Source organism: Pantoea phytostimulans (genome assembly GCF_046118715.1).
Classification (GTDB): Bacteria; Pseudomonadota; Gammaproteobacteria; order Enterobacterales; family Enterobacteriaceae; genus Pantoea; species Pantoea phytostimulans.
This window is the reverse complement of the sequence record NZ_CP173698.1, coordinates 2885971-2912531: the sequence shown is the minus strand read 5'-3', so window position 1 is coordinate 2912531 and position 26561 is coordinate 2885971. Positions and strand designations below refer to the sequence as shown.

The 26561-nt window shown below is 54.9% G+C and carries 23 protein-coding genes; 13 read left to right on the top strand and 10 right to left on the bottom strand.

What is annotated here, in order from left to right; genetic code table 11:
- Positions 1-36: 36 nt before the first annotated feature.
- On the top strand, positions 37-660 hold the full coding sequence (locus ACF2G4_RS13630; protein WP_243079941.1) for a glutathione S-transferase family protein: 624 nt from the start codon (positions 37-39) through the stop codon (positions 658-660).
- Here ACF2G4_RS13630 and ACF2G4_RS13625 read toward each other — a convergent pair.
- Entirely contained in the window at positions 627-2114 is a 1488-nt protein-coding gene (locus ACF2G4_RS13625) for a PLP-dependent aminotransferase family protein (protein WP_409074985.1), read from the bottom strand. The genes ACF2G4_RS13630 and ACF2G4_RS13625 overlap by 34 nt on opposite strands.
- 134 nt (positions 2115-2248) lie before the next feature.
- Between ACF2G4_RS13625 and ACF2G4_RS13620 the strand changes: the two genes are divergently transcribed.
- On the top strand, positions 2249-2833 hold the full coding sequence (locus ACF2G4_RS13620) for a LysE family translocator (RefSeq protein ID WP_215845282.1): 585 nt from the start codon (positions 2249-2251) through the stop codon (positions 2831-2833).
- Here the strand turns inward: ACF2G4_RS13620 and ACF2G4_RS13615 are convergent.
- The 3 genes from ACF2G4_RS13615 to ACF2G4_RS13605 all read right to left on the bottom strand — a co-directional run bounded on the left by ACF2G4_RS13615 (position 2830) and on the right by ACF2G4_RS13605 (position 7750).
- Positions 2830-5214 carry a phosphoketolase gene (locus ACF2G4_RS13615; protein ID WP_409074984.1) on the bottom strand — a complete coding sequence of 795 codons (2385 nt, stop codon included), beginning with the start codon at positions 5212-5214 and terminating at the stop codon, positions 2830-2832. The genes ACF2G4_RS13620 and ACF2G4_RS13615 overlap by 4 nt on opposite strands.
- 135 nt (positions 5215-5349) lie before the next feature.
- Complete coding sequence (mqo, locus tag ACF2G4_RS13610; protein WP_332626034.1) at positions 5350-6960, bottom strand: malate dehydrogenase (quinone); 1611 nt, start codon at positions 6958-6960, stop codon at positions 5350-5352.
- A gap of 547 nt (positions 6961-7507) precedes the next feature.
- Positions 7508-7750 carry a DUF1158 domain-containing protein gene (locus tag ACF2G4_RS13605; protein ID WP_243079938.1) on the bottom strand — a complete coding sequence of 81 codons (243 nt, stop codon included), beginning with the start codon at positions 7748-7750 and terminating at the stop codon, positions 7508-7510.
- Between the two features lie 318 nt (positions 7751-8068).
- Between ACF2G4_RS13605 and mntP the strand changes: the two genes are divergently transcribed.
- The 11 genes from mntP (at position 8069) to ACF2G4_RS13550 (ending at position 19627) form a co-directional block, all read left to right on the top strand.
- Positions 8069-8641, top strand: a complete 573-nt coding sequence (mntP, locus tag ACF2G4_RS13600; protein ID WP_243079937.1) for a manganese efflux pump MntP — start codon at positions 8069-8071, stop codon at positions 8639-8641.
- 125 nt (positions 8642-8766) lie between these two features.
- The gene (azuC, locus tag ACF2G4_RS13595) at positions 8767-8844 is read left to right on the top strand and encodes a stress response protein AzuC (RefSeq protein WP_215848200.1); all 78 of its coding nucleotides are present in this window, start codon (positions 8767-8769) and stop codon (positions 8842-8844) included.
- A 252-nt stretch (positions 8845-9096) separates the two neighbouring features.
- Positions 9097-10104 (top strand): N-acetyltransferase DgcN, encoded by a 1008-nt coding sequence (dgcN, locus tag ACF2G4_RS13590; protein ID WP_215845285.1) that lies wholly within the window; start codon positions 9097-9099, stop codon positions 10102-10104.
- A 1-nt stretch (position 10105) separates the two neighbouring features.
- Positions 10106-11071 (top strand): N-acetyl-D-Glu racemase DgcA, encoded by a 966-nt coding sequence (gene dgcA, locus ACF2G4_RS13585; protein ID WP_409074983.1) that lies wholly within the window; start codon positions 10106-10108, stop codon positions 11069-11071.
- A gap of 15 nt (positions 11072-11086) precedes the next feature.
- Positions 11087-12958 (top strand): ABC transporter ATP-binding protein, encoded by a 1872-nt coding sequence (locus ACF2G4_RS13580; protein ID WP_409074982.1) that lies wholly within the window; start codon positions 11087-11089, stop codon positions 12956-12958.
- A gap of 22 nt (positions 12959-12980) precedes the next feature.
- Positions 12981-14522, top strand: coding sequence for a glutathione ABC transporter substrate-binding protein (locus tag ACF2G4_RS13575; protein WP_409074981.1), 1542 nt, complete (start codon positions 12981-12983; stop codon positions 14520-14522).
- Positions 14523-14938: 416 nt separating this feature from the next.
- Positions 14939-15859, top strand: coding sequence for an ABC transporter permease subunit (locus tag ACF2G4_RS13570; protein WP_332626030.1), 921 nt, complete (start codon positions 14939-14941; stop codon positions 15857-15859).
- 9 nt (positions 15860-15868) lie between these two features.
- Positions 15869-16750, top strand: a complete 882-nt coding sequence (locus ACF2G4_RS13565) for an ABC transporter permease subunit (protein WP_409074980.1) — start codon at positions 15869-15871, stop codon at positions 16748-16750.
- Positions 16751-16752: 2 nt separating this feature from the next.
- Positions 16753-17814: a P1 family peptidase gene (locus tag ACF2G4_RS13560; RefSeq protein ID WP_409074979.1), complete on the top strand. Its 1062-nt coding sequence runs from the start codon at positions 16753-16755 to the stop codon at positions 17812-17814.
- Positions 17811-18632, top strand: a complete 822-nt coding sequence (locus ACF2G4_RS13555) for a M55 family metallopeptidase (protein WP_409074978.1) — start codon at positions 17811-17813, stop codon at positions 18630-18632. Before ACF2G4_RS13560 ends, ACF2G4_RS13555 begins: the two co-directional genes overlap by 4 nt.
- A gap of 158 nt (positions 18633-18790) precedes the next feature.
- Entirely contained in the window at positions 18791-19627 is an 837-nt protein-coding gene (locus ACF2G4_RS13550) for a fumarylacetoacetate hydrolase family protein (RefSeq protein ID WP_243079929.1), read from the top strand.
- A gap of 205 nt (positions 19628-19832) precedes the next feature.
- Here the strand turns inward: ACF2G4_RS13550 and ACF2G4_RS13545 are convergent, their stop codons facing one another.
- Genes ACF2G4_RS13545 through ACF2G4_RS13520 form a run of 6 tightly spaced genes read right to left on the bottom strand, consistent with a single transcriptional unit; the run spans position 19833 to position 26436 of the window.
- Positions 19833-21359 carry a serine hydrolase domain-containing protein gene (locus ACF2G4_RS13545; protein ID WP_409074977.1) on the bottom strand — a complete coding sequence of 509 codons (1527 nt, stop codon included), beginning with the start codon at positions 21357-21359 and terminating at the stop codon, positions 19833-19835.
- Positions 21356-22096, bottom strand: a complete 741-nt coding sequence (locus tag ACF2G4_RS13540) for an ABC transporter ATP-binding protein (RefSeq protein ID WP_332626027.1) — start codon at positions 22094-22096, stop codon at positions 21356-21358. The genes ACF2G4_RS13545 and ACF2G4_RS13540 overlap by 4 nt, the downstream gene beginning before the upstream one ends.
- Positions 22097-22106: 10 nt before the next feature.
- Complete coding sequence (locus ACF2G4_RS13535) at positions 22107-22934, bottom strand: ABC transporter ATP-binding protein (protein WP_332626026.1); 828 nt, start codon at positions 22932-22934, stop codon at positions 22107-22109.
- Positions 22935-23834, bottom strand: coding sequence for an ABC transporter permease (locus ACF2G4_RS13530; protein WP_332626025.1), 900 nt, complete (start codon positions 23832-23834; stop codon positions 22935-22937).
- Positions 23831-24841: an ABC transporter permease gene (locus ACF2G4_RS13525; protein ID WP_243079925.1), complete on the bottom strand. Its 1011-nt coding sequence runs from the start codon at positions 24839-24841 to the stop codon at positions 23831-23833. Before ACF2G4_RS13525 ends, ACF2G4_RS13530 begins: the two co-directional genes overlap by 4 nt.
- On the bottom strand, positions 24841-26436 hold the full coding sequence (locus tag ACF2G4_RS13520; RefSeq protein WP_215845295.1) for an ABC transporter substrate-binding protein: 1596 nt from the start codon (positions 26434-26436) through the stop codon (positions 24841-24843). Before ACF2G4_RS13520 ends, ACF2G4_RS13525 begins: the two co-directional genes overlap by 1 nt.
- Positions 26437-26561: the final 125 nt, after the last annotated feature.

The following is a 26561-nucleotide window of genomic DNA, read 5'->3' as shown; positions in this document are numbered from 1 at the left end:
ATGAATAAGTTAAAGATTTCGCTGGTGGAGCTGGTTATGTTGAAAATTCTTGGACGCGCTTCCTCAATCAACGTGCGCAAAGTTTTATGGCTGTGTGAAGAATTGGATCTTGATTACGAACGCGAAGAGTGGGGCGACAGCAACAAATCGCTGCACTCGCCCGAGTTCATGGCGCTCAATCCCAATGCGCTGATTCCGGTACTCAAAGATGATGACTTCGTGCTGTGGGAATCCAACGCCATCCTGCGCTACCTGGTCAACGCTTACAGCGGCGAATGGCTTTATCCGACACAACCGCAGGCGCGTGCGCCTGTCGATCAGTGGATGGATTGGCAATCCACCGAGCTTAATACGTCCTGGCGCTACGCGTTTATGTCGCTGGTGCGCAATTCGCCTGCCCATCAGGATCCACGCTTGCTGGCTGCCGCGTGTAAAGGCTGGTCTCACACCATGAATATCCTTGATCAGCAGCTAAAAAAAACCGGGCGCTACGTCGCAGGGCGTAACTTTACGCTGGCTGATATTCCGGTTGGCCTGGCGGTGAACCGCTGGTTTGAAACTCCATTGGATCATCCCGATTATCCGGCGGTGCGCACCTATTACGAACGGCTGACCGAACGCCACGGCTACACCGTTTGGGGCCGTAACGGTACGCCTTGATCCTGACCTGGCGGCAAACCCGCCAGTTCGCAAGCCACCGCGCCAGCCCGCTTGATAGCCCAGGTATAGCGGTCATCAAACGGGTAACAGCAGGAGAGGCGCAACGCATGGTTATAGCGTTCACTCAAAGAGTAGAGCGCGCCGGGCGTGACGCAAATTTGCTCGCGCAGCAGGCGATCAAACATTTCGGTAGTATTCACTCCACCCGGCAGCTCGACCCAAAATACAAAACCACCGCGCGGCAACGTCGCGCGCGTGCCTTGCGGGAAGTAACGCGCAATCAATCCTCGCGCTTCATCCAGATTCGCGGCATAACGGCGTCGTAACGTACGAAGATGATGATCGTAACCGCCGTTAGCTAAAAATTCCGCCAGGGTTTCAGACAGCAGCGCCGACTCAGCCATAGAAGAAACCGCTTTGAGTCGCGCCACCGCATCATGAAAGCGCCCGGCAGCAATCCAACCAATGCGAAAATCGGGTGCCACGGTTTTGGTAAAGCTGGTGCAGTAAAGCACCCAACCATGCTGATCAAAGGCTTTCACGGCAGGTGAGAGCGGCCAGTCAAACTGCAATTCGTCATACAGGCCATCTTCCAGCATTGGAATCTGGTAAGTATTCACTAACTTCGCAAGCCGCTTCTTATTCTCCAGCGACATGCAGTAACCCAGCGGATTCTGCGCACTCGGCATGGTAATCAGCGCCTGGATACGCTTCTCCTGCAGCAGCATTTCCAGCGCATCCAGCGATAAGCCTTGCTGCGGATCGGTAGGAATCTCCAGCGCCTTCAGGCCCAGCGACGCCAGCAGCGGAAACAGGAAAAAGTAAGTCGGTGACTCCAGCCCAATACAGTCGCCCGGTTGAGTTACCGCACGTAAGGCCAGCTGCAACGCCTCCATGCAACCGTGCGTCAGCGTGATCTCATCAGAAGTCAAAGATTGCCCGGCATGCAAAGCGCGCCGCGCAATCTCCTCCCGTAAGCGCTCACTACCAGGCGGAAGCGCATAGCGCCCAATCATGTTGGGATTTCGACGTAATAATGAAGCGGTAATGCGGCCAATACGCGCCGAGGGAAACAGCTCGCTATCTTGCGGGCAAGCCAGCGAAATATTGATGTAATCAGGGTGATTTTGCGCAGCAAATACTTTATCGATCAGGTCCAGTTTTTCACTGCTGGGATCTCTGACGCGCGCTTTATGCGGCGCGTCGCGCGTCACCGCCGGTAAAACGCTTCGGACATAATAACCTGATTGGGGACGCGCCTCGATTAAGCCGCGATCTTCCAGCAGTTGCCAGGCATTAAGTACAGTATTAACGCTAACCTGCTGCGATTGGGCTACCCGACGAATAGCGGGAAGGCGTTTGCCAGGCTTCAGCGTACCTTGATGGATCGCCTCAGCAAAGTTATCTGCTAGCTGATGATAAAGGCGTTGATCGGTTGATGGCGCAAGGGACACAGAAGCCTCCAAAATTAACGGGTACAATTTTAAATAATCTTAACTGTAACCATCACAATAGTAATTTTGTGTCTCTGTTACCATTGTTTTTATCGCCGTAGCATGAAGCTCTGTTCACTACCCGGAAAGCCATCATGCTCGATCCCTCTTTTTTCAGTTATGTCACCGTTATGTCCATTACGCCTGGCCCCAATAACCTGTTGCTTGCAACATCAGGTGTCAATTTTGGTATGCGGCGTACCTTGCCCATGGTGTTTGGCATTATGATTGGTTGTGCGGTGCAAACGGCGATTGCGGGCATGGCACTGGAACTCTTGCTGCACTGGATGGCGACGATTCGCCTGCCGCTAACGCTGGTGGGATGTGCCTATTTACTGTGGCTATCGTGGAAGCTGTTTCGGGCAGGCGCGCCGGAATTGCGGGCTAAGCCGCAGCCGATGTCGCTGTTAGGCGGTGCCTGTTTTCAGGCAATTAACCCTAAAGCCTGGCTGATGGCGAGTAACGTCGCGCTGCTTTACAGCACCAGCAGCGGCGTACTGACGGTAATGATCGGTTTTATGCTGCTTAATTTGCCGTGCATTTTAGTCTGGGCGGCATTGGGTGATCGGCTGCGCAGCCACCTGCAAATTGAGTGGAAGCGCCGCCTGTTTAACAGTTTGATGGCGCTGTCGCTGGTTGCAACGACAGCGTGGATGCTGGTGGATGCACTCGCGGCTTAATCGGGCGCGCCCGGCGCGTCCTGTGATGGCCACAACCAGTCGCGCACTTCAGGGATATCTTCGCCATATTCCCGTACGTAACGATGGTGCTCCGCAATGCGTTCCTGCAGGTCATCCAACAGCTCGGGGTGTTTATCGGCAAGGCCCGGCACGCGCAGAATCGCCTCCTGCGCCAGATGATAACGATCGAGTTCATTAAGCACTGTCATATCAAATGGCGTGGTGGTGGTGCCTTCTTCATTAAAACCGCGTACATGGAAGTTGCGGTCGTTGTTACGCTGATAGGTCAGGCGATGAATCAGGCTCGGATAACCGTGGAACGCAAAAATCACCGGTTTATCTTGCGTAAACAGCGCATCAAAATCTGCTTCGGATTTGCCGTGCGGATGCTGATCTTGCGTTTGCAGTGCAAGAAGATCCACCACGTTTACCACGCGAATACGCAAATCAGGCAAATAGCCGCGCAGTAAATCGACCGCAGCCAGGGTTTCCAGCGTCGGCACATCGCCAGCGCAGGCCATGACAACATCGGGCGATTCGCCTTCTGGCGTGGTGCCTGCCCAGCGCCATTCGCCCATGCCCGCTTCGCAGTGCGCAATCGCACTGTCCATATCCAGCCACTGCGCCGCGGGCTGCTTGCCTGCCACAATCACGTTGATACGATCCCAGGTGCGTAAACAGTGATCGCCAACCCACAGCAGTGTGTTGGCATCTGGCGGCAAATAGATACGCACAATGTCAGCTTTCTTGTTGGCAACATGATCGATAAAGCCCGGATCCTGATGACTGTAGCCATTATGGTCCTGCCGCCAGACATGCGAAGAGAGCAGATAATTCAGCGAGGAGATCGGTTTACGCCAGCCCAGCTTGCGCGTCACTTTCAGCCATTTAGCGTGCTGATTAAACATAGAATCGACGATATGAATAAACGCTTCATAACAGTTGAACAAGCCGTGGCGGCCAGTAAGTAAATAACCTTCCAGCCAACCCTGACACTGATGTTCACTGAGAATTTCCATTACCCGACCATCGCGGGCCAGCTGCTCGTCATAAGGCTTAACGGCCTCAAGCCACGTTTTACTGGTGACATCAAACACGGGCGTCAGGCGATTTGACGCGGTTTCATCTGGGCCAAACAGACGGAAATTATCTTTATTTCGCTGAAAGATGGCGCTTAAATAACGACCCAGATGCTCGGTAGCTTGCGCCTGTTGTGAGCCGGGTTTTTGCGTATCAAAAGCAAATTCGCGAATATCTGGCACATTCAGTTCGCGTCGCAGTAAGCCGCCATTAGCAAAGGGTGAAGCGCCCATGCGTTTGTCGCCCTGCGGTGCCAGCGCCTGTAATTCAGCTTTCAGCGCACCGTTTTCATCAAACAGATCTTCTGGCTGATAGCTGCGCATCCACTCTTCAAGAATTTTGCGGTGATCATCATTTTCACGACAGCCTGAAACCGGCACCTGATGCGCACGCCAGAAATCTTCTACTTTTTTGCCATCAACGGTTTGCGGGCCGGTCCAACCTTTAGGGCTGCGCAGAATAATCATTGGCCAGCGCGGAATATCTTCTGTGGCATGGCCTTCGCGTGCTTTACGCTGGTAAGTGGCGATTTTCGCAAAGGCGTTATCCAGGGCATCAGCCATCTGCACATGCATTTTTTCAGGTTCATGACCCGACACAAACAGCGGTTCGTAGCCATAACCGCTGAACAACTGATGCAAATCGTCATCGCTGGCGCGCCCAAGAATCGTCGGGTTAGCAATTTTGTAGCCGTTGAGATGCAGGATCGGTAGCACCGCGCCGTCACGTTCAGGATTAAGGAATTTGATGCCGTGCCAGCTTGACGCCAGCGGCCCGGTTTCCGCTTCGCCATCGCCTATCACACAAGGCACCACTAAATCGGGGTTATCAAAAGCCGCGCCGAACGCGTGAGAAAGCGAATAGCCCAGCTCACCCCCTTCGTTTATCGAACCCGGCGTTTCCGGCGCGGCATGGCTTGGAATCCCACCGGGAAAAGAAAATTGCTTAAATAGCCGCTGCATACCTTCCGCATCCTGGCTAATGTGCGGATAAATTTCGCTGTAGCTGCCCTCTAACCAGGTATTCGCCACCATTCCTGGGCCACCATGTCCTGGCCCACAGATATAAATCAGGTTGAGATCCTGCTGGCGGATGATGCGATTGAGATGGGCATAGATAAAATTCAGACCGGGTGTAGTGCCCCAATGCCCAAGCAGGCGGGGCTTGATGTGTTCCGGTTTCAGCGGCTCACGCAGTAGCGGGTTTGCCATCAGGTAAATCTGCCCAACAGAAAGGTAATTGGCAGCACGCCAATAGCGATCCAGCAAGGTGAGTTCAGCGGCGGCGGTCGGTTGGGACATATCATTTCCTCCTGATTCAGTGGGCAAATGGTGTGCAGCACACCACTAACCCTAATAGAGAATCAGTGAGTCGACCAGGCCAGCAGCAAACAAAAAGGCCTCGCAATGCGAGGCCTTGGAAGAAAGCTTAGCCGGTTACTTTCCAACAACGTGCGCGGTTTCGCGGCCTTCGTCGTTGGCAGCCATGGGCGTGACCGCGACGTATTCAAGCTGCAAAATACGGCTGGTATCAGCCAGTACGCGTTCTGTCAGCGCCACATCACCATTCAGTTTGCGGCCCCAGGATGGGATCACAGTGCGGATTTTGTTCTGCCATTCCGGCGATGCCATCTGCTCGGGATACACTTTTTGCATCAACTCCAGCATGATCGGTGCGGCGGTTGATGCACCTGGTGATGCGCCAAGCAGGGCAGAAATCGAGCCATCTTCCGATGCCACTACTTCGGTGCCAAGGCGCAGCACGCCGCCTTCTTTCTCATCTTTCTTGATGATTTGCACACGTTGGCCCGCTGTCACCAGACGCCAGTCTTCCTGCTTAGCTTGCGGAACGTACGCGCGCAGCGCATCCATTCGATCGCGATCGCTTTGCAGTACCTGATCCATCAGGTATTTCACCAGGTCAAAACTTTTCAAACCCACATGCATCATCGGCAGCAGGTTCGAACTGTTCATGGAAGCGAACATATCCAGCAGTGAACCTTGCTTCAAAAACTTAGTAGAGAAGGTCGCAAACGGCCCGAACAGCAGCACTTGCTTACCATCCAACACGCGAGTATCAACGTGCGGCACAGACATCGGCGGTGCGCCAACGCTGGCTTTGCCATAGACCTTCGCCATGTGCTGTTTCACAACTTCTGGGTTTTCGGTAACCAGGAAAGAGCCGCCGACCGGAAAACCTGCATAGCCGCTAGCTTCCGGGATGCCGGCTTTTTGCAGCAGCGGCAGCGCCGCACCACCTGCACCGATAAACACCGTTTTCGCCGTCAGCGTGCGCTGCGTACCGCTTGCCAGACAGTGCAGCGTGACCTGCCAGCGACCATCATCGAGGCGGCTGATATCACGCACTTCCTGATGCAGGCGCAGACGGAAATTAGGCTTTTTCTCCAGCGCTGCAATCAGCTGACGCGTGACTTCGCCGAAGTTAACGTCGGTACCCATTTCGGTCCAGGTCGCGGCCACTTTCTGGCTGCGATCGCGGCCTTTCATCACCAGCGGGATCCACTCCTCAATCTGCTGAGCATCTTCTGAGTAATCCATGCCACGGAACAAGGTGCTTTTCTGCAACGCCTTGAAGCGCTTGCGCAGAAACGAAACGTTATCCTCGCCCCAGACAAAACTCATGTGCGGCGTACTGTGGATAAAGCTTTTAGGGTTCTTCAGATTGCCTTTCTGGACGTGATAAGCCCAAAACTGGCGTGAAATCTGGAAGGATTCGTTGATCGCCACCGCTTTAGAGATGTCGATACTGCCGTCGGCCTTTTGCGGCGTATAGTTCAGCTCGGCCAACGCAGCGTGGCCGGTGCCCGCATTGTTCCAGCCATTCGACGACTCTTCAGCCACGCTGTCCAGACGCTCGACCATTTCGATTGACCAGTCTGGCTCTAAGTCTTGCAGCCATGCGCCTAAGGTTGCGCTCATGACGCCCGCGCCGATAAGCAGAACATCGACGTCTTTACGCTCCTGCGTGGTGGTGTCCTTGCCAATGGCACTCATCGCGAGCGCAAGGTTTACAGCTGAATTGCACATGAGGCGACATCTCCTCTTCTGTTGACCTGAAGCTCAACAGGTTTGCAGGCGAAATAGACACGCTTCGTTCGAGCGCGTTGCGCTATCTCTTAAGGTTAAGACTCAGGTATAGGTTAAAGCGGTGATAACGGTTAACTGCACGTTATGCTTTGTCTTAGGAATATAACATTCTCGCATCTGAATTAAACATTTGTTTATTTTTTAAATGCAGAAATGATTCAGCATAAGAATTAATCATCAAAGGCGGCGGGATATAAGGTGTTTTTACCATTAAATCAGTAAGTTAACCGAGTAATATGTTGCAGGTGGGTTTAAGCAAAAAACAGCAGAGGAAACCGTTGAGTTTTTAAGGAATTAATTAACTTAATGATTATAAACAATAAAAAAATAGTTGAGAATTTATGCGATTTTTTGGTTACGTGATCTGAATCACCTTTCTGTAAAAATTATGTTACATATTTGTGTGTATTCAAACAGGCTGCAAACCTCAACAGCCATCGCGCTTTGTTATGTCAGCAGAGAGAAAGAGCCGCTTTCCAGCTCAGGTTTAAACCCTAAACCAGCGGCGCCAGACAAAACGAATCACAAAGAACTCCACCGTTCCCAGCAGCAAAAACCAAATGCAAAAAACCACGGTGTAAAGCTGGCTGAGATCCTGGAAATGAAACATCTCCATCAGGCGTTGCGCCAAAGCGATGCCAAAAGCGGGCGCGGGCAGCAGCAGGGCGGAGAGGAAACCCAGCAATAAAATACCGCCTGGGATAATGACTGTTTCGAATGGGTTATTCATTAGCGACTTTCTCAAAGGGTTAGCCCGCTATTTTCGGGCAATCCACGTTGCGGTTCAATCCCACAATGCCGAACCGGGCGTCAAAAACGGTCTTAAATCACTAAGACAGGTCTCAGAAAATGCTTTTACACCATCAACTTAGCGTCAAACATAGCGGCTGTTAAAAGTTATAGCCTTTGCTATACTTAAATCCATGATTTTACTGTCTTTTTATCTTTAGTAATGCGTGCTAGACTGCGGCCACTTTTTCATTACTGAACAAAATGTGTGGTGAAATCAGCGGTAACTCTGGCTTTTTTCATCGCAATACCTGAAATCATGACTTTTATTGCCACGCTCATTCTTGCCTTAGGTATGTCCATGGACGCTTTTGCCGCTGCACTCGGCAAAGGTGCCACGCTGCATCGTCCTGGATTCAAAGAAGCGCTGCGTACCGGTCTGATTTTTGGTTCGATTGAAGCCTTAACGCCATTAATTGGCTGGGCAATCGGGCTTGCAGCCAGCCGCTACATTATGGCGTGGGATCATTGGGTTGCCTTTATTCTGCTGGCCTTTCTGGGTGGCCGTATGATGATGGAAGGTTTTCGCCAAAATGTCGCAGAACCTTGCGAAGCGCCACAGCAGCACGGGTTTATGGTGCTGGCCACCACGGCCGTAGCAACCAGTTTGGATGCGCTGGCGGTCGGCGTTGGTTTGGCTTTTTTGCAGGTCAATATTATTACCACGGCGTTAACCATCGGCGCGGCTACCACCGTCATGGCCACCACCGGCGTACTGGTCGGGCGTTTTATCGGTCCCATTCTTGGCAAATGGGCCGAAGTGCTCGGGGGTTTAGTCTTGATTGCAGTAGGCTCAACTATTCTGTTCCAACATCTTGGTTACTTCGCTTAAGCCGTGACTGAGTAAAAAGCAAAAAACCCAAAAAATGTGATCTACTTCAAAATTTATTGCCTGTAAAATGCGCGGAAGTTATACTTTTCGCGTATTTCTTCAACAAATTTTGAAACAGGTGACACATGAAACGCATTATTAAGTACGTGTTCCGCGCTTACGTTGAAACGTTTAAACACGTACCGCCGGGTGCAATGTACTAAACACCCCGCAAGAAACCCTCGATAATCGCGGTCAGGGATCGACCGGTGATTATCACTTTTTCCTCTCGCTTTTTCGCTGTAACGCCCTCTTATTCGCCTTTTTAAGCGCCCTCAGACTTACAACCATAAGCAGGCGATCTACACATAGCTGTAGGTTATACCCCAGCATCAAACAAGCATTCGTCACGCTGTCATCTGCATGAAATATTCCGTTCAGGCCCCCTAAACTCTGACGGAATAAAGAGAAACATCATGCTGATCCCTCAACCTTATTTGCTTTTCCTTGGTGATGTCACCGATCCGCTGGCAGCCAAAACAGCGCGCGGCATTCATGTATGGCGTCCTGAACAATGCGTTGGTGAAATCCGTTTGCCGGGTTGCACGGTCAGCCTTGGCCTGGAAGAACTCGACATCGCGACAGCGAAAGCGCGCGGCGCGAAAACACTGGTACTCGGTACCGCTAACGCAGGCGGATATTTGCCCACGCATTGGCTAGCAACCGTAACCGAGGCGATCACCGCAGGAATGAACGTTGCCAGCGGCTTGCATCATCGCCTGGCTGATGAACCGGAACTGGTGGCGTTAGCACAAGAGCATGGCGTGGAACTGTTCGATATTCGCCATATGCGGCCAAAATTGGATGTTGGCAGCGGTAAAAAACGCAGCGGTAAACGCATCTTAACGGTCGGTACGGATTGCTCGGTCGGCAAAATGTACACTTCGCTGGCGCTGGAAGCGGCAATGCGCGAGATCGGAATGAAAGCGGATTTCCGCGCTACCGGGCAAACCGGCATTCTGGTTGCAGGCGAAGGCATTGCGATTGATGCAGTGATTGCCGATTTCATCGCAGGTGCAGCAGAGGCGCTTTCGCCAGCTAACGATGACGATCACTGGGATATTGTCGAAGGTCAGGGTTCACTGTTCCATCCTTCTTATGCAGGCGTCAGCATGGGGTTGATTCATGGCGCACAGCCACATTGGCTGGTGATGTGTCATGAAATGGGCCGTCCGCATATGCGTCACTTGCCGCATCAACCGATGGTTAGCCTGGCCGATTGCGTTGACGCTAACCTGCGCGCCGCCGCAGTGACCAGCGACAACGTCCAACTCGCCGGTTTTGCTATCAACACCTCTAATTTCCCTGAACAAGAAGCCCGCGATTATTGCGCACAGGTCAGTGCTGAGTTTGGTGTTCCTGCGACCGATCCGGTGCGCTTTGGTATCGACGCGATCGCAGCGTTGCTGAAGGAGCAGGGCTAAGATGCGTCGCATGCAGATTCAGCTGCTGGAGTTGCCTTTAGCGCGTCCGTTTGCCATCTCACGCGGCACCCGTACTGCGGTAACGGTCATTCGCGTCACGTTAGAACAGAACGGTTTTATCGGGCGCGGTGAATGTACGCCAACGCCGCGTTATAGCGAAACCGCTGAAAGCGTGCATGCTCAGCTTGAAGCGTTACAGGCCGATATTGAAGCTGGCCTCAGCCGTGACGCGTTGCAAACCCGTCTCGCTGCCGGTTCAGCCCGTAACGCGCTGGACTGCGCTTTATGGCGGCTGGATGCCGCACTGGCGAAACAAACGCTGTGGCAGCAGGCGGCCCGCAAGGTGCCGGTCTCCGTTGTGACCGCTGAAACGTTGAGTCTGGATACGCGCGAAAACATGGCAGAAGCTGCCACAGATGCGGTATCGCGCGGTGCCGTGCTGCTGAAAATCAAACTCAACCGTGATGAGATTCTGGAAAAAGTGGCGGCAATCCGTGCCGTTGCGCCCCATGCGACGCTGATCATTGATGCCAATGAAGCCTGGGCGGGCCTTGATCTGCAAAGCCTGTTTAACGCCTTGCTGCCCTACAATATCGCCATGATTGAGCAGCCGTTACCTGCTGGTCAGGATGGTGATTTACAACGTTTCACCCATTCCATTCCTCTCTGCGCTGACGAAAGCTGTCACACCGTTGCCGAGATTGAAGGTCTGCGCAATCGCTATGAAATGATCAACATCAAGCTCGATAAGTGCGGTGGTTTGACCGAAGCGCTGGCGATGGTTGTCGAGGCGAAAAAGCAGGAAATGCGGGTGATGGTGGGCTGCATGCTGGGTTCGTCGCTGGCAATGGAAGCCGCGCTGCCGGTGGCGATTGATGCAGAGCATGTCGATCTCGACGGCCCCATTTGGTTAGCGGCAGACAGTTCGCCGTTTCTCACCTATTCGCAAGGCCGCATCTGGCTGTAACACTCTGGAGCAACGATGACGGACACCTCCTTTTTAACTGCCCCCGCCAGCGTTGCCGATACGCGTTCCGCGCCGGTACTCGCCATTCAGGATCTTTGCGTCAGCTTTCGTGGGCGCAGCGGCGTTCATCAGGCGCTCAAGGGCATCTCTTTTGCTATTCATCCCGGTGAAATTGTTGCTGTAGTCGGCGAAAGTGGTTCCGGTAAATCCGTGACCTCGCTGGCGATAATGGGATTGCTGGCCGCCTCGGCGCGCACCGAACGGGGTTCCATTTTTTTCCGCGATCGTGCCGGAAAAGAGCATGATCTGAGCAAATTGAGCGATGAACAGCGGCGAACGCTGCGTGGTCGTGAAATGGCGATGATTTTTCAGGAGCCGATGACGTCACTCAATCCGGTATTGCGGGTGGGCGATCAACTCACTGAAGCGTTGCGCGACCATCAGTTGTGCGATAAAGCGCAGGCCCATGCACGGGCGCGTGAGCTGTTACGTCAGGTGCGCATCGCCGATGTTGATCGCGTAATGAAAAGCTATCCCCATTCGCTGTCTGGCGGTATGCGCCAGCGCGTCATGATTGCGCAGGCGCTGGCGTGCGATCCGCAACTGCTGATTGCCGACGAACCGACCACCGCGCTCGACGTTACGGTGCAGGCGCGCATTCTGCATATCCTGCGTGATTTACAACAGCAAAAGCAGATGGCGGTGTTGTTCATCACCCATGACATGGGCGTAGTGGCAGAAGTTGCCGATCGCGTTGTGGTGATGTATCGCGGCAACGTTGTTGAGCAGGGCACGGTCGCAGAGGTTTTCACTGCACCGCAGCATGACTACACCAAGGCATTGCTGGCGGCAGTACCCAAACTCGGCGACATGCGTGAGCTGCCATGGCCGCAGCGCTTTCCATTACTGGGCGCAGAAACCACCGCCGCATCCAGCCAACACACCGCCCGTTACGAGGAAAAACCGTTGCTCGATGTACGCGGTTTGAAAGTGTACTTCCCGATACGCAGCGGTATTTTTTCAGCGCTAACCCATCAGGTTCATGCGGTAGAGCAGATCGACTTCACGCTCTGGCCAGGCGAAACCCTGGCGATTGTCGGCGAAAGCGGTTGTGGAAAGTCCACCACCGGACGAGCGCTGATGCGTTTATTACACAGCGATGCCGAGAGCATTCACTTTCAGGGCAATGAAATTACCAACCTGAAAGAGGCGCAATTCCAACCGCTGCGCCGTGAAATTCAAATGGTTTTTCAGGACCCTTATGCCTCGCTTAATCCTCGGTTAACCGTGGGTTTTACCATTGCGGAACCGCTGCTATTACATGGCGTGGTGAAGTCGCTGGAAGCGGCCACGCCGCAGGTTGAGGCGCTGTTGAAAAGTGTCGGTTTACTGCCGGAACATGCGCAGCGCTATCCGCATGAGTTTTCTGGCGGTCAGCGCCAGCGTATTGCTATCGCCCGCGCGATGGCGCTCAAACCCAAAGTCATTATTGCTGATGAAGCCGTTTCGGCGCTCGACGTCTCGATTCAGGCGCAGGTTGTCAATTTGATGATGGATTTGCAGCAGCAAACCGGCGTGGCATGGATTTTCATCTCTCATGATATGGCGGTGGTTGAGCGTATTGCCAATCGTGTGGCGGTGATGTATCTCGGCCAAATTGTCGAGATCGGCCCGCGCCAGTCAGTTTTCAACCATCCGCAACATCCTTATACCCAACGTCTGCTGGCTTCGGTGCCGGTTGCCGATCCATTGAACCGTCCTGAGCGTCATTTCGATGACAGCGAAATTCCCTCGCCGCTGCGCAAGGTTGGCGAGACGGTAGAGAAAAATCGTTATCGCCAGGTGGCTCCCCATCATTGGGTAGCCGAAGGCGCTTTTCCGCGTTAATTCATCAATACCAGGAGCCACCATGAAGCCGTTATTACGTCGTACGTCTCTCGCCCTTGGGCTGTCATTGTGTCTGGCGAATGTTGCCCAGGCGCAGGATCTGCGCATCTCCATGTATGCCGACATTACCGGGCTAGACCCGCACGATACCTCCGATAACATCAGCTATTCGGTGCAGAGCGGCATCTTTGAACGCTTGTTCCAGTTCGACGCCAAAATGACGCTGACACCGTGGCTCGCCACCGCTTACACCAGCAATGAAGACGCGACTCAATTTACGATTACGCTGCGCGATGGCGTGGCTTTCCAGGACGGCACGCCGTTTGATGCTGAGGCGGTGAAAGCTAACCTTGATCGCCTTGCCGATCAGAGCAAAGGGCTGAAACGCAACAGCCTGTATCGCATGATTAACACCGTCACGGTGCTGGCACCGAATAAGGTGCAGATCGATCTCAATGAATCCTTTGGTGCCTTCATCAACACGTTGGCGCATCCATCAGCCGTGATGTGGAGCCCGGCGATTCTCAAGCAATACCCAGAAGAGTCGCAACTGCGTTTGCATCCTGTGGGCACCGGCCCGTTCAAATTCGTTGCATGGCAGCCGGGCAAAGCAGTCACCATGGCGAAATATACGGGTTACTGGAATAAAGGCTGGCCGAAAGTCGACAACGTGATTTTCTCGCCTAGCCCAGAAGATGCTACACGCGTAGCAGCATTGAAGTCAGGCCAGGTAGATGCGATTTACCCGCTGCCGTCCGATTTAATTGGCACCGTGCAAAGCGACAGCAAGTTGGCGATTCAGCGCGATCCGAGCATTTATCTCTATTACATGGCGATCAACACGCAGCATAAAGCGCTGGCTGATGTGCGCGTGCGTCAGGCGATCAACTACGCCATTAACCGCGATCTCTGGCTGAAAGTTGGTTTTGCCGGTATGGGAACGCCAGCGACCTCGGCGATTCCAGCGGGCGTCCAGTTTTATCAGAAACAAGGCGAGCCGAATTACCGCTATGCGCCTGACGAAGCCAAGGCGCTGCTGAAAGCGGCGGGCTACCCGAACGGGCTGGACTTGAAATTGTGGAGCACCAATGCCACAGCCAGCGTGCGTGCTGCGCAGTTCCTGAAGGCCCAACTGGCAACCGTGGGCATCCGCGTAACGGTAACGCCAATGGATTCCGGCACCCGCAACGCCAAACTCTGGGGTGTGAAAGATCCTAAGCAGGCTGAATATGATCTCTATTACGGCGGCTGGTCTACCTCAACCGGTGATGCAGATTGGGCGTTGCGTCCGCTGTTCGCCACTGAATCTTGGGTGCCGACCTCCTATAACGTTTCTTACTACAGCAATCCCGCGGTGGATAAAGCCATTGCAGGCGGTTTAGCGACAGCCGATTCAACCAAGCGCGCTGCCTCTTACGCAGAAGCGCAGACGCTGCTGTGGAAAGATGCACCGATTGCATTCTTAGGTACGCCGGACAATTTAGTCGGCAAGACCAAAGCGCTGAGCGGCGTCTCGATGCTGCCAGACGGCAATTTGCTGTTTACCCAAGCGGCGTTTAAGTAAGGCTTTGTTGGGGTAGGGCGTTGTTTGCCTCCCATCTCGTTGCTCTTTAGTCCGGGGTCGTTTGTCCCCCACCTCAATCCTCCCCCATACATGGGGGAGGAAGACGCTGCTTTATGTTAGTGATGAAGTTGCATGTGGCAGCGTCTCCTTCCCCCGTTGGCGGGGGAAGGCCGGGATGGGGGACAGCGCGCAGATGAGGTCGTTTGTCCCCCACCTCGGTCCTCCCCCACATGTGGGGGAGGAAGAGGCTGCAATATGTTAGTGATGAGACTGCATGTGGCAGCGTCTCCTTCCCCCGCTAGCGGGGGAAGGCCGGGATGGGGGACAGCGAGCACAATCTTGCAGACAGCGAGCACAATCTTGGGTCCGCGCCTTGTCCCTGGACAATAAGCACCGAGTCAATAAAAAGGAACCTCATGTTCGCATACATCATTCGTCGACTGCTGGAGATGATCCCGGTGCTGTTGGTGGTCTCACTGCTGGTCTTCGGCTTCATCAAGCTGCTGCCCGGCGATCCGGCACGTATCTATGCGGGACCCGATGCGCCCATCGAGGCGGTCGAAGCAGCACGTCAGCACCTTGGTCTTAACGATCCGCTACCACAGCAATATATTCATTGGCTTGGCGGCATTTTTCGTGGCGACCTGGGCGTCACCTATCGTACCCAGCAACCGGTATTAGAGGTGATCAAACAAGGATTTATGCCAACTATGTGGCTGGCGCTGGCCGGTTTTGTCTGGTCAGTCGTGCTGGGCCTCATTTTGGGGGTGATCGCCGCGCTGCGTCGCGGAAAATGGCAAGACTGGACTTTAATGAGCGTGGCGGTTGGCGGCATCTCAATGCCAACCTTTTGGCTTGGCCTGCTGCTGATACAGTTTGTTGCCATGCCGTTTGGCCTGTTCTCCGTTAGCGGCTTCAATAAGCCCGCCGATATTATCCTGCCTGCTATCACGTTGGGTTCCTCAGTAGCGGCGGTCATGGCACGCTTTACCCGCTCAGCCTTTCTCGAAGTGGCGCAGGAAGATTACGTGCGCACCGCACGCGCCAAAGGGTTGCGCCAGCGGCTGGTCACCTGGAAACATGTGATGCGTAACGCACTGATCCCGGTGATCACCATGCTGGGTCTGCAGTTTGGTTTTCTGCTGGGTGGATCAATTGTGGTGGAAAGTGTCTTCAACTGGCCGGGTTTAGGCTGGCTGTTGATCGAGTCGATAAAATCGCAAGATCAGCCGGTGATCCAGGCGCTGGTGATGCTGTTTGTGTTTGAATTTATTGCAATCAACCTGCTGGTCGATCTGCTCTACGCGGTGGTTAATCCCGCCATCCGTTTGAAATAGGAGTCAGAGATGAGCGAAACGCTTTCTGCTGTTGTGCCTGACACTATCCGCTCGCCGTGGCGCGATTTTTTACACGCTTTAGTGCGTAATCCGCTGGCGCTGGTGTCGGGCAGCTTTGTGCTGCTGCTGGTGTTGGTGGCGATTTTTGCCCCCTGGTTAGCCCCGTGGAATCCCATGGAGCCGGACTGGATGGCGCTCTCTTCGCCGCCGTCTGTCACACACTGGATGGGCACCGATGATCTGGGCCGCGACGTATTAAGTCGTATTATTTATGGTGCGCGCATTTCGCTGTATGTCGGCGTGGTGTCTGTCACGCTCGGCATGCTGGTGGGGGTTTTCCTTGGCCTGCTGGCGGGTTATTACGGACGTTGGGTCGATATGCTGATCATGCGCGCTTCTGACGTATTGTTCGCCTTTCCCGGCATGCTATTGGCAATTGCGGTGGTGGCGATTCTTGGTCCCGGCTTGAATAACGTGATCATTGCCGTAGCGGTGTTCAGTGTGCCGGTCTTCGCCCGCATCGTGCGTGCCTCCACGTTGACGCTGAAACAGGCGGCCTATGTGGAAGCCGTGCGGTGCGCCGGTGCGCCAGATCGGGTTATCCTGCTACGCCACATTTTGCCCGGCACGCTTTCCAGCGTAATCGTCTACTTCACCATGCGTATTGGCACCAGTATTCTCACCGCAGCGGGCCTGAGCTTCATTGGCCTTGGCCCGGAGCCAGACGTGCCTGAATGGGGCAATATTCTGGCCATGAGCCGCAGCATGATGATGGCGGGCTTGTGGCATGTCAGCGTCTTTCCGGGGCTGGCGATATTTATCACCGTGCTGGCGTTTAACCTGCTGGGCGATGCCCTGCGTGACACCCTGGATCCAAAACTGAAGAGCTAATCATGGATTTTCAACAGATGCAGCGTGACCTGCTGTTGCAGCGCTGGCGCAGCGAACGTCAACTCGGTCAACCGCGCAGCGAATGTGGTGCAACTGATCGCATCACCGATGTTCCGGGCGTACGCGTCGGGCATCACACAATAGCAGCAGGCGAAGTGCAGACCGGTGTCACGGCAATTGTACCGCCCGGCGATAATCTTTTTACCCAGCCGCTGCCCTGTGCGGCGGCAGTATTTAACGGTTTTGCCAAGCCGGTTGGCTTAGTGCAGCTCAGTGAGTTGGGCGTGCTGCAAACCCCAATTTTGCTAAGCAACACGCTGGCGGTGGGCACGCTGTATACCACGCTGGTGCGTGAAGCGATTCTTGCTAATCCGGAATTAGGCCGCAGTTTACCCACCGTGAACCCGCTGGCGCTGGAGTGCAATGATGGCTGGCTAAATGATATTCAGGCGCTGGCGATCACGGAAGAGATGGCGCGCTCTGCGCTTAGCAATGCCGATGCAGATTTTGCGTGTGGCAGCGTGGGTGCTGGGCGTGGCATGAGCTGTTTCAGCCTGAAAGGGGGGATCGGCAGCGCCTCGCGGCTCATTCCCACGTTGAACGCCACGCTCGGTGTTTTGGTGCTGGCAAACTTCGGCGCATTAACCGCGTTAACGCTGGATGGCGTTCGCCTGGGCGAGATGATTGCGCCGCTGCTGCCGGAACTGACGCCGCAGCGCGATGCCGGTTCGATCATCATCATCATGGCTACCGATGCGCCGCTCGATGCTCGTCAGCTTAAGCGCGTCGCGAAACGCGCCGGTGCGGGTTTGGGGCGACTTGGCAGTTATTGGGGCCACGGTTCCGGTGACATCGCCGTCGCGTTTTCCACTCAAGCAACGCCGCAACCACCCGATGACGCTGCACTGGAGCTGCTGTTGGCCGCCGCCGCAGATGCCACCGAGCACGCGGTGCTGGATGCGTTACTCAGCGCCGAGGCAGTAACCGGTTTTCGCGATCATCATCGTCCGGCTTTGCGTGAGGTGCTGGATAGACTGGCTGCACAAGGAGAATCTGACCAATGAAAATCTTTATCTCTGCCGATATTGAAGGCATCGCTGGCGTCATGCGCCCGGAGCAGTGTTCTCCAGGACATGCAGAACATCAGTTGGCGCGTGGCCTGATGGAACAAGAGGTGAATGCCGCCATTGATGGCGCGTTTGCTGGTGGTGCAACGGAGGTGGTAGTGGCCGACAGTCACGCACAAATGACCAATCTGCGTGCTGAAAATATCGATCCGCGCGCCCGGCTGGTGCAGGGTAAACCGCGCGGCTTATCGATGGTGGAAGGGCTGGAGCAGCAAGCTTTCGACGGCATGATGTTTATCGGCTATCACAGTGCGGCGGGTGAGTTTGGCGTGCTGGCGCATACCATTAACGGGCGCGCATTTTGGCGTATTCAGATCAACGGCCAGGTGATGGGTGAAAGCGACATCTATGCCGCAGCGGGCGCGGAGCAGGGCACGCCACTGTGGCTGGTAAGCGGCGACGATTGCCTGAAAAAGTGGATTGGCGAATATTATCCGTCAGTGGAGTATGTCCAGGTGAAGCGGGCCATTTCACAAACCAGCGCTGAATCGCTCAGCCCTGAAATGGCCCGAACCGCGATTCGTGAAGCCGCAGAACATGCCGTTAAACGGGCGGACCTGAAATCGACGACGTTGCTCACCGCACCTTATCAGCTGCGTTTACAGGCCAGCAAACCGGTATTAGCCGATTTGTTCAGCCTGATACCGGGTGTAGAGCGGATTGATGCGGTGACGGTGGGTTATCAGGCTGACCGCATGGCGACAATTATCAGCCTGTTAAGCGCATTCTCTTATCTGGCGACGACGCAAAATTAGGTCATCCGATGAGCAGAACTCTGTACGATTTTTAGCGTCGCTTTTGTTACCCTGCACGGCATTGATTAAGCACACGTTTTTAAAACAGCGTTCACAACACGCGATACCCAAAATCATTCGAATTGAAGAGTGATGGGTATATAACAAATGAGGCAGTAATGCAGCTTTGCAGTTTTTACCTTCCTGACCAGGAAAGAAAAAGTTTTGGTATTGTGCTGGAAAATGGCGTTATCGATCTCGGCCTGCGTTTTGGCGCAGAATGTCCCGATCTTAAAAGCTTTCTGACCCGCTCATCGCTGGCCGATCTCGATGCGTTTCGTGCCATGCCCGCTGATCATCCGTTCTCTGCACTGCGCTTCCTGCCAGTGATTGAAAACCCGGGTAAAGTCTTCTGCGTAGGCATGAACTACGCCGATAAGCGTAAAGAGTTCGCCGAAACCCTCGACGCGCCGACTTTATTTGTTCGTTTCGCCGATTCGCTGACCGGCCACGATTCACCCTTGCAGAAGCCAGCTACTACACAAGAGTTTGATTATGAAGGTGAGCTGGCGGTGATTATCGGTAAAGCTGCGCATCAGGTAAAAGCCGCAGAGGCGTTAGATGTGGTCGCCGGTTACAGCTGCTTTATGGATGCGACAGTACGCGATATGCAGTTTACCTGGTTCACCGCTGGGAAAAACTGGCCGCAAACCGGGGGATTCGGGCCGTGGATGACCACCGCCGATGAAATCCCCGATCCGCAGCAGTTGGCAATCAAAACCTTCCTGAATGATCGGGAAGTGCAGAACGACAACACCAGCAGCATGGTGCATCCGGTGGCGAAGATTATTGAATATATCTCGGCATTCAGCCCGCTATCACCTGGCGATGTGATCATCACCGGTTCACCGGGCGGTGTCGGCAAGAAACGCACGCCGCCGCTGTTTATGTTTAGCGGAGATGTCATCGAAGTACATATCGAAAAAATCGGCCGTTTAGTTAACGCAATCGCGTAGCGCCTTCATACTTCGCGCTGCAGGTGCGTTGGCTGCATGGGTTAACCCCGGTCACTTACTCATGTAAGCTCCCGGGGATTAACCCGTTTGCCGCCTTCCTGCAGCACGAATTATTTTGGCTCGCTTCGGTGAGCGCTGAGGCTAAAAAGAGGGCGCTGCTGCGGCTCGCCTCGGTGAGCGCTGGAAAAGACGACGCTGCTGCGGCTCAGGTTGGTGAGCGCTGAAAATAGACCACGCGGCTGCGGCTGAGTTGGAGTCGAATACGCTCGCCCTGGCGCTGTATCACAAAGCGCTTCTGCCACGGGCCATCCTTACCGGTGGCGAGAACCCGATCCTGCCCCAGCGATTGCAGCGTGGCGGGGATTGCGGCGGGCCCGATTCCCATCATCAACACCTTGCCTTCCACAGTCAGCTCCGCGCGCTGTTCTGGCGCAAACCAGCGGCCTTGTAGTGCCGTAATTGATGCTTCATCCGGCTCTACCGGTACAAAGCGGCGTGCCGCGTGACCAATTTCACCGACAATTGCCTGCCCTTCATGACGTAAACGCAGCGGGAAAGTGCTGGAAAGCGACACGGCATCGCCATGCGCATCGCCGCGCCACAGCGTTTCGCCTGCGCCCAGCCAGGTCGCGGTCACGCCAGCGATTTCCAGCCAATCGGCGTCAGCCGGATTTTCTGCCACATACAGCCCAGGCGTTAAGTCATGACCTTTTTCTGGCAGGGAACGATTAATCAGCGCCGCCATCACCCGCATCGCGCTTTCAGAGGTTGTAATGTCCTCACGATTGGCAACCAACGCCACGCCAATTTTCAATTCCGGGTGCAGCAGAAAATAACTTTTATAACCCGCGTGCGAACCGCCGTGACCAAACAGCGTCTGGCTGCCGATCATGCTGCTGGTTAACCCCAAGCCGTAGCCGCTGGTGCGGCCATCTGCCAAGGTGCGTGGCGCACTGAGTCGCTGCAACACGCCCGCGCCTGGTCCGCTGTCTGCCAGCAAGGTTTGCAACCAGCGCGTCAAATGACGCAGGCTACCGGTGATACAACCTGATGCCGAAAGATGCAGGCCAGCGCTGGAAAGCAACCAGCGCTCACCATCATGCCAGTAACCTGGCACCAAACCCGGTACGATATCAAACCAGGTTTCGGCGGCGGTGAGATCAATCTCCAGTGGTTCGCAGAGATACTGCTGGAGCAGGTCGCGAAAGCGCACACCTTTGGCTTTCAACGCCTCTTCAACCAGGCGATAACCGGTATTGGTATAAGAAATTTCGCTGCCCGGCGAATAATTTAACTCGCCTTCTTCCGCTACAAAGTGCAGCAGATCTGCGGCTGAAGTCGCGTTGTAAACCGACAAACCCAGCAGCGATAACGTTTCACGCACGTCGGGTAAACCGCTGCTCATATCGAGTGCCTGGCCCACAGTAATCTGACCGTTCGCGCCGCGCAGCTGGGGTAAATGCTGCACCAGCTTATCGTCGAGCGATAAATAGTGACGGCCCGGCCCAGTAACCAGTGCTGCGAAAATGTGTTTGGTAATTGAAGCAAAGCGCACCACGCTGTCGGGGCTGAACGGCGTTTGCAGGGCTAAATCGGCCAGGCCCGCGCTGTGCGCTGAGTGGATCTGATGGGCGTCGAACAGCACGATTGCGCCGCCCGGTGCGCCCGGCTGTTGCCAGCTTTGGGTGATCTGTTCCGCGACGTCTGCCGCGTGTTGCCAGTTAACTGTCATGCAGGTTCCTCAAGCGTCATGCTGAGATCAAAAAGCTGCGCAGTATGCGGATGCTGAATGCGCCTGGCGCGCAAATCGTCCGCGCTCAGCTGCTCCACCATCTCACCGTTTTGCATCACGCCAATGCGCTGACAGAGATGCGCCACCACTGCCAGATTGTGCGTCACCATAATGTAGGTGAGTTTGCGTTCGCTGCGTAGATCACTGAGCAAATTCAGGATTTCCGCCTGCACCGAAACATCGAGCGCTGACGTCGGCTCATCCAGCAGCAGGACTTCAGGTTCAGCAATCAGCGCACGGGCAATCGCCACGCGCTGGCGCTGACCGCCAGAAAGCTGATGCGGAAAACGAAAACGCACCGCCGCCGCTAAACCAACTTCACTCAGCGCCTGGCTGATGCGCTGTTCAGCGCGATCCAGCCGATGCACCAGCAGCGGCTCGTGCAGGATACGGTCGATGGTTTGGCGCGGATGCAGCGAACCATAGGGATCCTGAAACACCATCTGCACCTGCTGGTAGAAATGGCGTCCGCGTTTTGCGCTCAATGCCATTTCGCCAAACCGCATCGTACCGCGCCAGTCGTGATTCAGCCCGGCCAACGCCCGCAAAAGGGTGGATTTGCCGGAACCGCTTTCGCCCACCAGCCCAAAACTTTCGCCATTGGCCACACGAAAACTCACGCCTTTCACCACCTCGTGCGCACCAAAAGCGATGCGCAGATCATCAATCTCAATCATCTTGATTCCCTTAATCGCGCCACGCGGCATCGCGCTGCAATACCGGTAAACGCGCGCGCGGATGGCGCAGCGACGGCAGGCAGGCCAGCAAACCTTGCGTATAAGGATGCTGCGCCTGATGCAGTTCGCCCGCCTTTAGCTGTTCAACAATCTTGCCGGCGTACATCACCGCCACGCGATCGCAGAAGTGCGACACCAAAGGCAGATCGTGGCTGATCAGGATCAATCCCATGCCGCGTGCAGAAACCAGATCGTCAATCAGTTTGAGGATCTCCGCCTGCACCGTGGCATCCAGCGCGCTGGTGGGTTCATCGGCAATCAGCAATTCAGGATCGGGTGCCAGCATCATGGCAATCATGACGCGCTGGCCCATGCCGCCAGAAACTTCATGCGCATACCGCTGTGCGACTGCTTCAGCGTCACGAATTTTGACCTGCTCCAGCAAACCAATGGCTGCCTGCATGGCGGCTTTTTTGCTGCCGCCTTTGTGCTCACGCCAGGCTTCTGCCACCTGCTGACCGATGGTCATCACGGGATTAAGCGAATATTTCGGATCTTGCAGGATAAAACCGACACGCTTGCCGCGAATCTGGCGCAGCACTTTCTCACTCGCCTGGCGCAGATCGATGCCGTCAAAGCGCAACACATCCGCGCTAACGTCTGCATTGCCGGGCAACAGCTGCATCAGGCTGCGTGCGGTAAGCGACTTGCCGGAACCGCTTTCGCCGACGATGGCAAACTTCTCTTTGCCGACGCTGAGGCTGACGCCGCGCACCGCCTCAACGGTTTCGCTGCGACTGCGAAAGGCGATGCGCAGGTTTTCAATTTCCACCAGCATTTAGCGCTCCTTGGGATCGAGGACGTCGCGTAAACCGTCGCCTAAAAAGTTAAACGCCAGCGATGTCAGGAAGATGGCGATACACGGCATCAGCGGCACCCACCATTCGCTGAACAGGAAGCGGCGTGCAGTCGCGATCATCGTGCCCCATTCGGGTGATGGCGGTTGCGCGCCCATGCCGAGAAAGCCCAGGCTGGCAGCTGTGATGATGATGGAGCTCATGTCTAACGTGATGCGCACAATCAGGCTGGGCACGCACAGCGGCATGATGTGACGCAGGATAATGCGCAGCGGTGTTGCACCCGTCAGGCGGTTGGCGGCGATAAAATCGCTGTGGCGATATTGCAGCGTTTCGGCACGCGCCAGACGTGCGTAAGGTGGCCACGAAGTTAAGGCAATCGCCAGCACCGCACTTTCAATGCCCGGTTTCAACGCAGCAACAAACGCCAGCGCCAGAATCAAACGCGGAAAGGCGAGAAAAATGTCGGTGATGCGCATCAACGCTTTATCAATAAAGCCGCCGCAATAACCCGCAATGCAGCCAATTAGCAGGCCGAGCGGGGCGGTAAGCAGCACTACCGCGATCACCATGCCCAACGTGGTTCTGCCGCCATAAATAATGCGCGTCCAGACATCGCGCCCGAGTTCATCGGTGCCGAGCCAGTGTGTAAAAGAGGGCGCGGCCAGGCGATTCTCCAGATGCTGTGCGCTGGGAGCGAAACCACTCAGCAGAGGCGCAAACAGCGCCAGCAGCAGCATAAGCATAATGACAATCAATCCTGCCACGGCCAGCGGATTGCTGCGCAGGTTGAGCCACAAGCGGTAGCGGCGGCCCCAAACTGCCTGTCGGCGGTTGCTGGGCGTGTCGTCGAGCAGCCAGGCTCGTGAGAAAAAAGTCATTTTACGCGGGGATCCCAAAGTCGATAGAGAAGGTCAGCTAGCTGATTTAGCAACACGTAAACCGCGCCGACCAGCAGCGTGGCACCGACCACTGGATTCATATCAGCGTTCATCAGCGAGGTAGTGAGATATTGGCCGAGACCAGGCCAGGCGAAGACATTTTCCGTCACCACCGCGCCTTCCAGTAATCCGGCGTAGGTAAGCGCCAGCACCGTGACCAACTGCACCGCCACGGTGGGAAAGGCGTGTCGCCAAATCACCCGACGGGACGACAACCCTTTGGCGCGGGCAGTGATCACAAATTCGCCGCCTAATGCGTTGAGCATGAAGGTACGCGTCATACGGGTGATATACGCCATGCTGAAATACGCCAGGATCAACACCGGCTGCGCCATGTGCGCCAGCGCATCCCAAAAGGCGTCATATTCGCCCGCCAGCAGGGAATCGATCGTTAAAAATCCCGTGACCTGCGGCACCATGTCCTGCCAAATAATGTCCTGGCGTCCCGGGCCAGGCGCGATACCCAACACCGCGTAGAACACCAGCAGGCTGAGCAGCGCCAGCACAAACACCGGCAGCGAATGGCCAGCAAGGCATATCACGCGAATGGTTTGATCTATCCACGAACGCTGGCGTACTGCGGCCCAGACCCCAAGGGGAATGCCAACCAGCGCGGCAATCACGATCGCCGCCGTTGCCAGCTCCATCGTCGCCGGAAAGAAGCGCGCAATATCGCTGGTGACAGCGTTAGAGGTGAGAATGGATTTGCCTAAATCTCCGTGCAGCAGTTGATTCAGGTAGTGACCAAACTGGATGTAGAGGGGCTGATCCAGCCCCATTTCCATCCGCACGCGCTCAACCACCGATTGCGGCGCGTTATCACCCACCGCCGCCAGCACCGGATCGGTGGGCATGACGCGGCCAATGAAAAAGGTCAACACGGATAAGCCAAACAGCGTCAGCACTAAACTGCCCAAGGTGCTGAAGGTTTTTTTCAACGCCCCCATCAGGCTTTTTTCACCTGCGCATAGGACCACTGTTCCAGCACCGTGAGATGCACATCAGAGATGTTTTTATTGCAGGCCACGGTTTGAATCTGCTGCATCATATAAATGAACGGGCTTTTTTCCCGGCCCATTTGCTGAATTTTTTGGTAGAGCGCAATGCGTTTCGCTGGGTCACTTTCATGCAGTGCCTGCTCGGTGAGCGTGTTGAATTCATCGTCGGACCAGCCGCAACGCCACGCCAGCGTGCGGTTGCGCGCATTGGTGCTGTTGTCGGTATTGACGCAGAACGCTTCGGTATTGGAGTTGGGATCAAAGTAATCTGCGCCCCATGATGTCAGCGCAAGCTGATGTTGGCGGGCGCGCATTTTGGTTAGCACCTGACGGTTTTCTGAAGAGATCAGCGACACCTTGATACCAATCGCGCCTAACTGAGTCTGAACCGCCTGAGCGATATCTGGGTAAGGCTGCATTGAATAGTGGTCGAGCGTGATGTCGAAACCGTCTGGATAACCCGCTTCTGCCAACAGCGCTTTGGCTTTACTGACGTCTTTATGGAACGGTGTGTCATCCAGCGCCGCCGGGAAGCCGCTCGGCAAGAAGCTTTGATGCACGTTATACGTCAGCGTCAGAATGTTTTTCTGGATGCTGTCGTAATCCAGCGCCCACTTGATCGCTTGCCATACCTGCGGCTTTTTCAGCAGTTCATTGGTGGTATTGCAAGACATCAGCATGATGGCGGAGAGCGGCTGTTTCACCAGCGACACGCTGGTGTCATTCACCAGCGGCTTGAGCTGTTCGGTGGTCAAATCATACGCCGCATCCACGTCGCCTTTTTTCAGCATCAGCGCCTGCGCAGCGGGATCGGCGATGTGTTTGAGGATCACACGTTTGATTTTGCTCTGGCTGGCGTAAGCCGGGTTCAGTTCCAGAATCACGCTTTCACTGGCTTTCCAGCCGCGCAGCGTAAAGGCGCCCGATCCCGCGCTGTGCTGTTTCAGCCAGGCGTTACCGAAATCGTTGCCTTGCTGATTCGCTAAACAGGCTTTCTTCGACACAATGCTGCCCACCGTCGCGGACAGGCAATACAACAGGAACGATTCCGATGCCGGGCCACCAAGCTTCATCTGCAATGTCTGCGCATCGGTCGCCGTGATCATCTGGTCAACGTTCTCTTTAGTAAAACCGAACTGGTTGATGATAAACGCCGGGCTTTTATCCAGTTTGACGATGCGTTGGAGTGAGAAAGCCGCATCTTCAGCGGTCAAAGCGGTTCCGTCAGCGAACTTTGCCGCCGGGTCGAGATGAAAAGTGAACACGCTATTATCACTGCTGACGTCCCAGCTTTTTGCCAGTTGACCTATCACTTTATCGGCCTGAACCGGGTCAGCCATCACCAGACGTTGATAGAGGTTGCCGCAGATTTGGCCACCGGTCACTTCGAAACTTTCATGCGGATCGAGGCTGGTTATATTATCGAGCTGCATCGCCATCACCAGCATGCTGGGCGGCGTAGCGGCAAAGGCAGAATTAAGGCTGAGATAGGAAACGAACGGAACGGCGCTGCATCCTGCGAGAAAACGTCTTCTGGTGACCATGCTATCTCCAACTAATTGATTATTAATGGAATTATTTTATATTTGTGCTTTTTTTGTCTTGACATCTTTCTGCGGCAAGCGGATTAATAACGCCTATAGCCGAAAACCCTTTGCCTCTTTTTGGT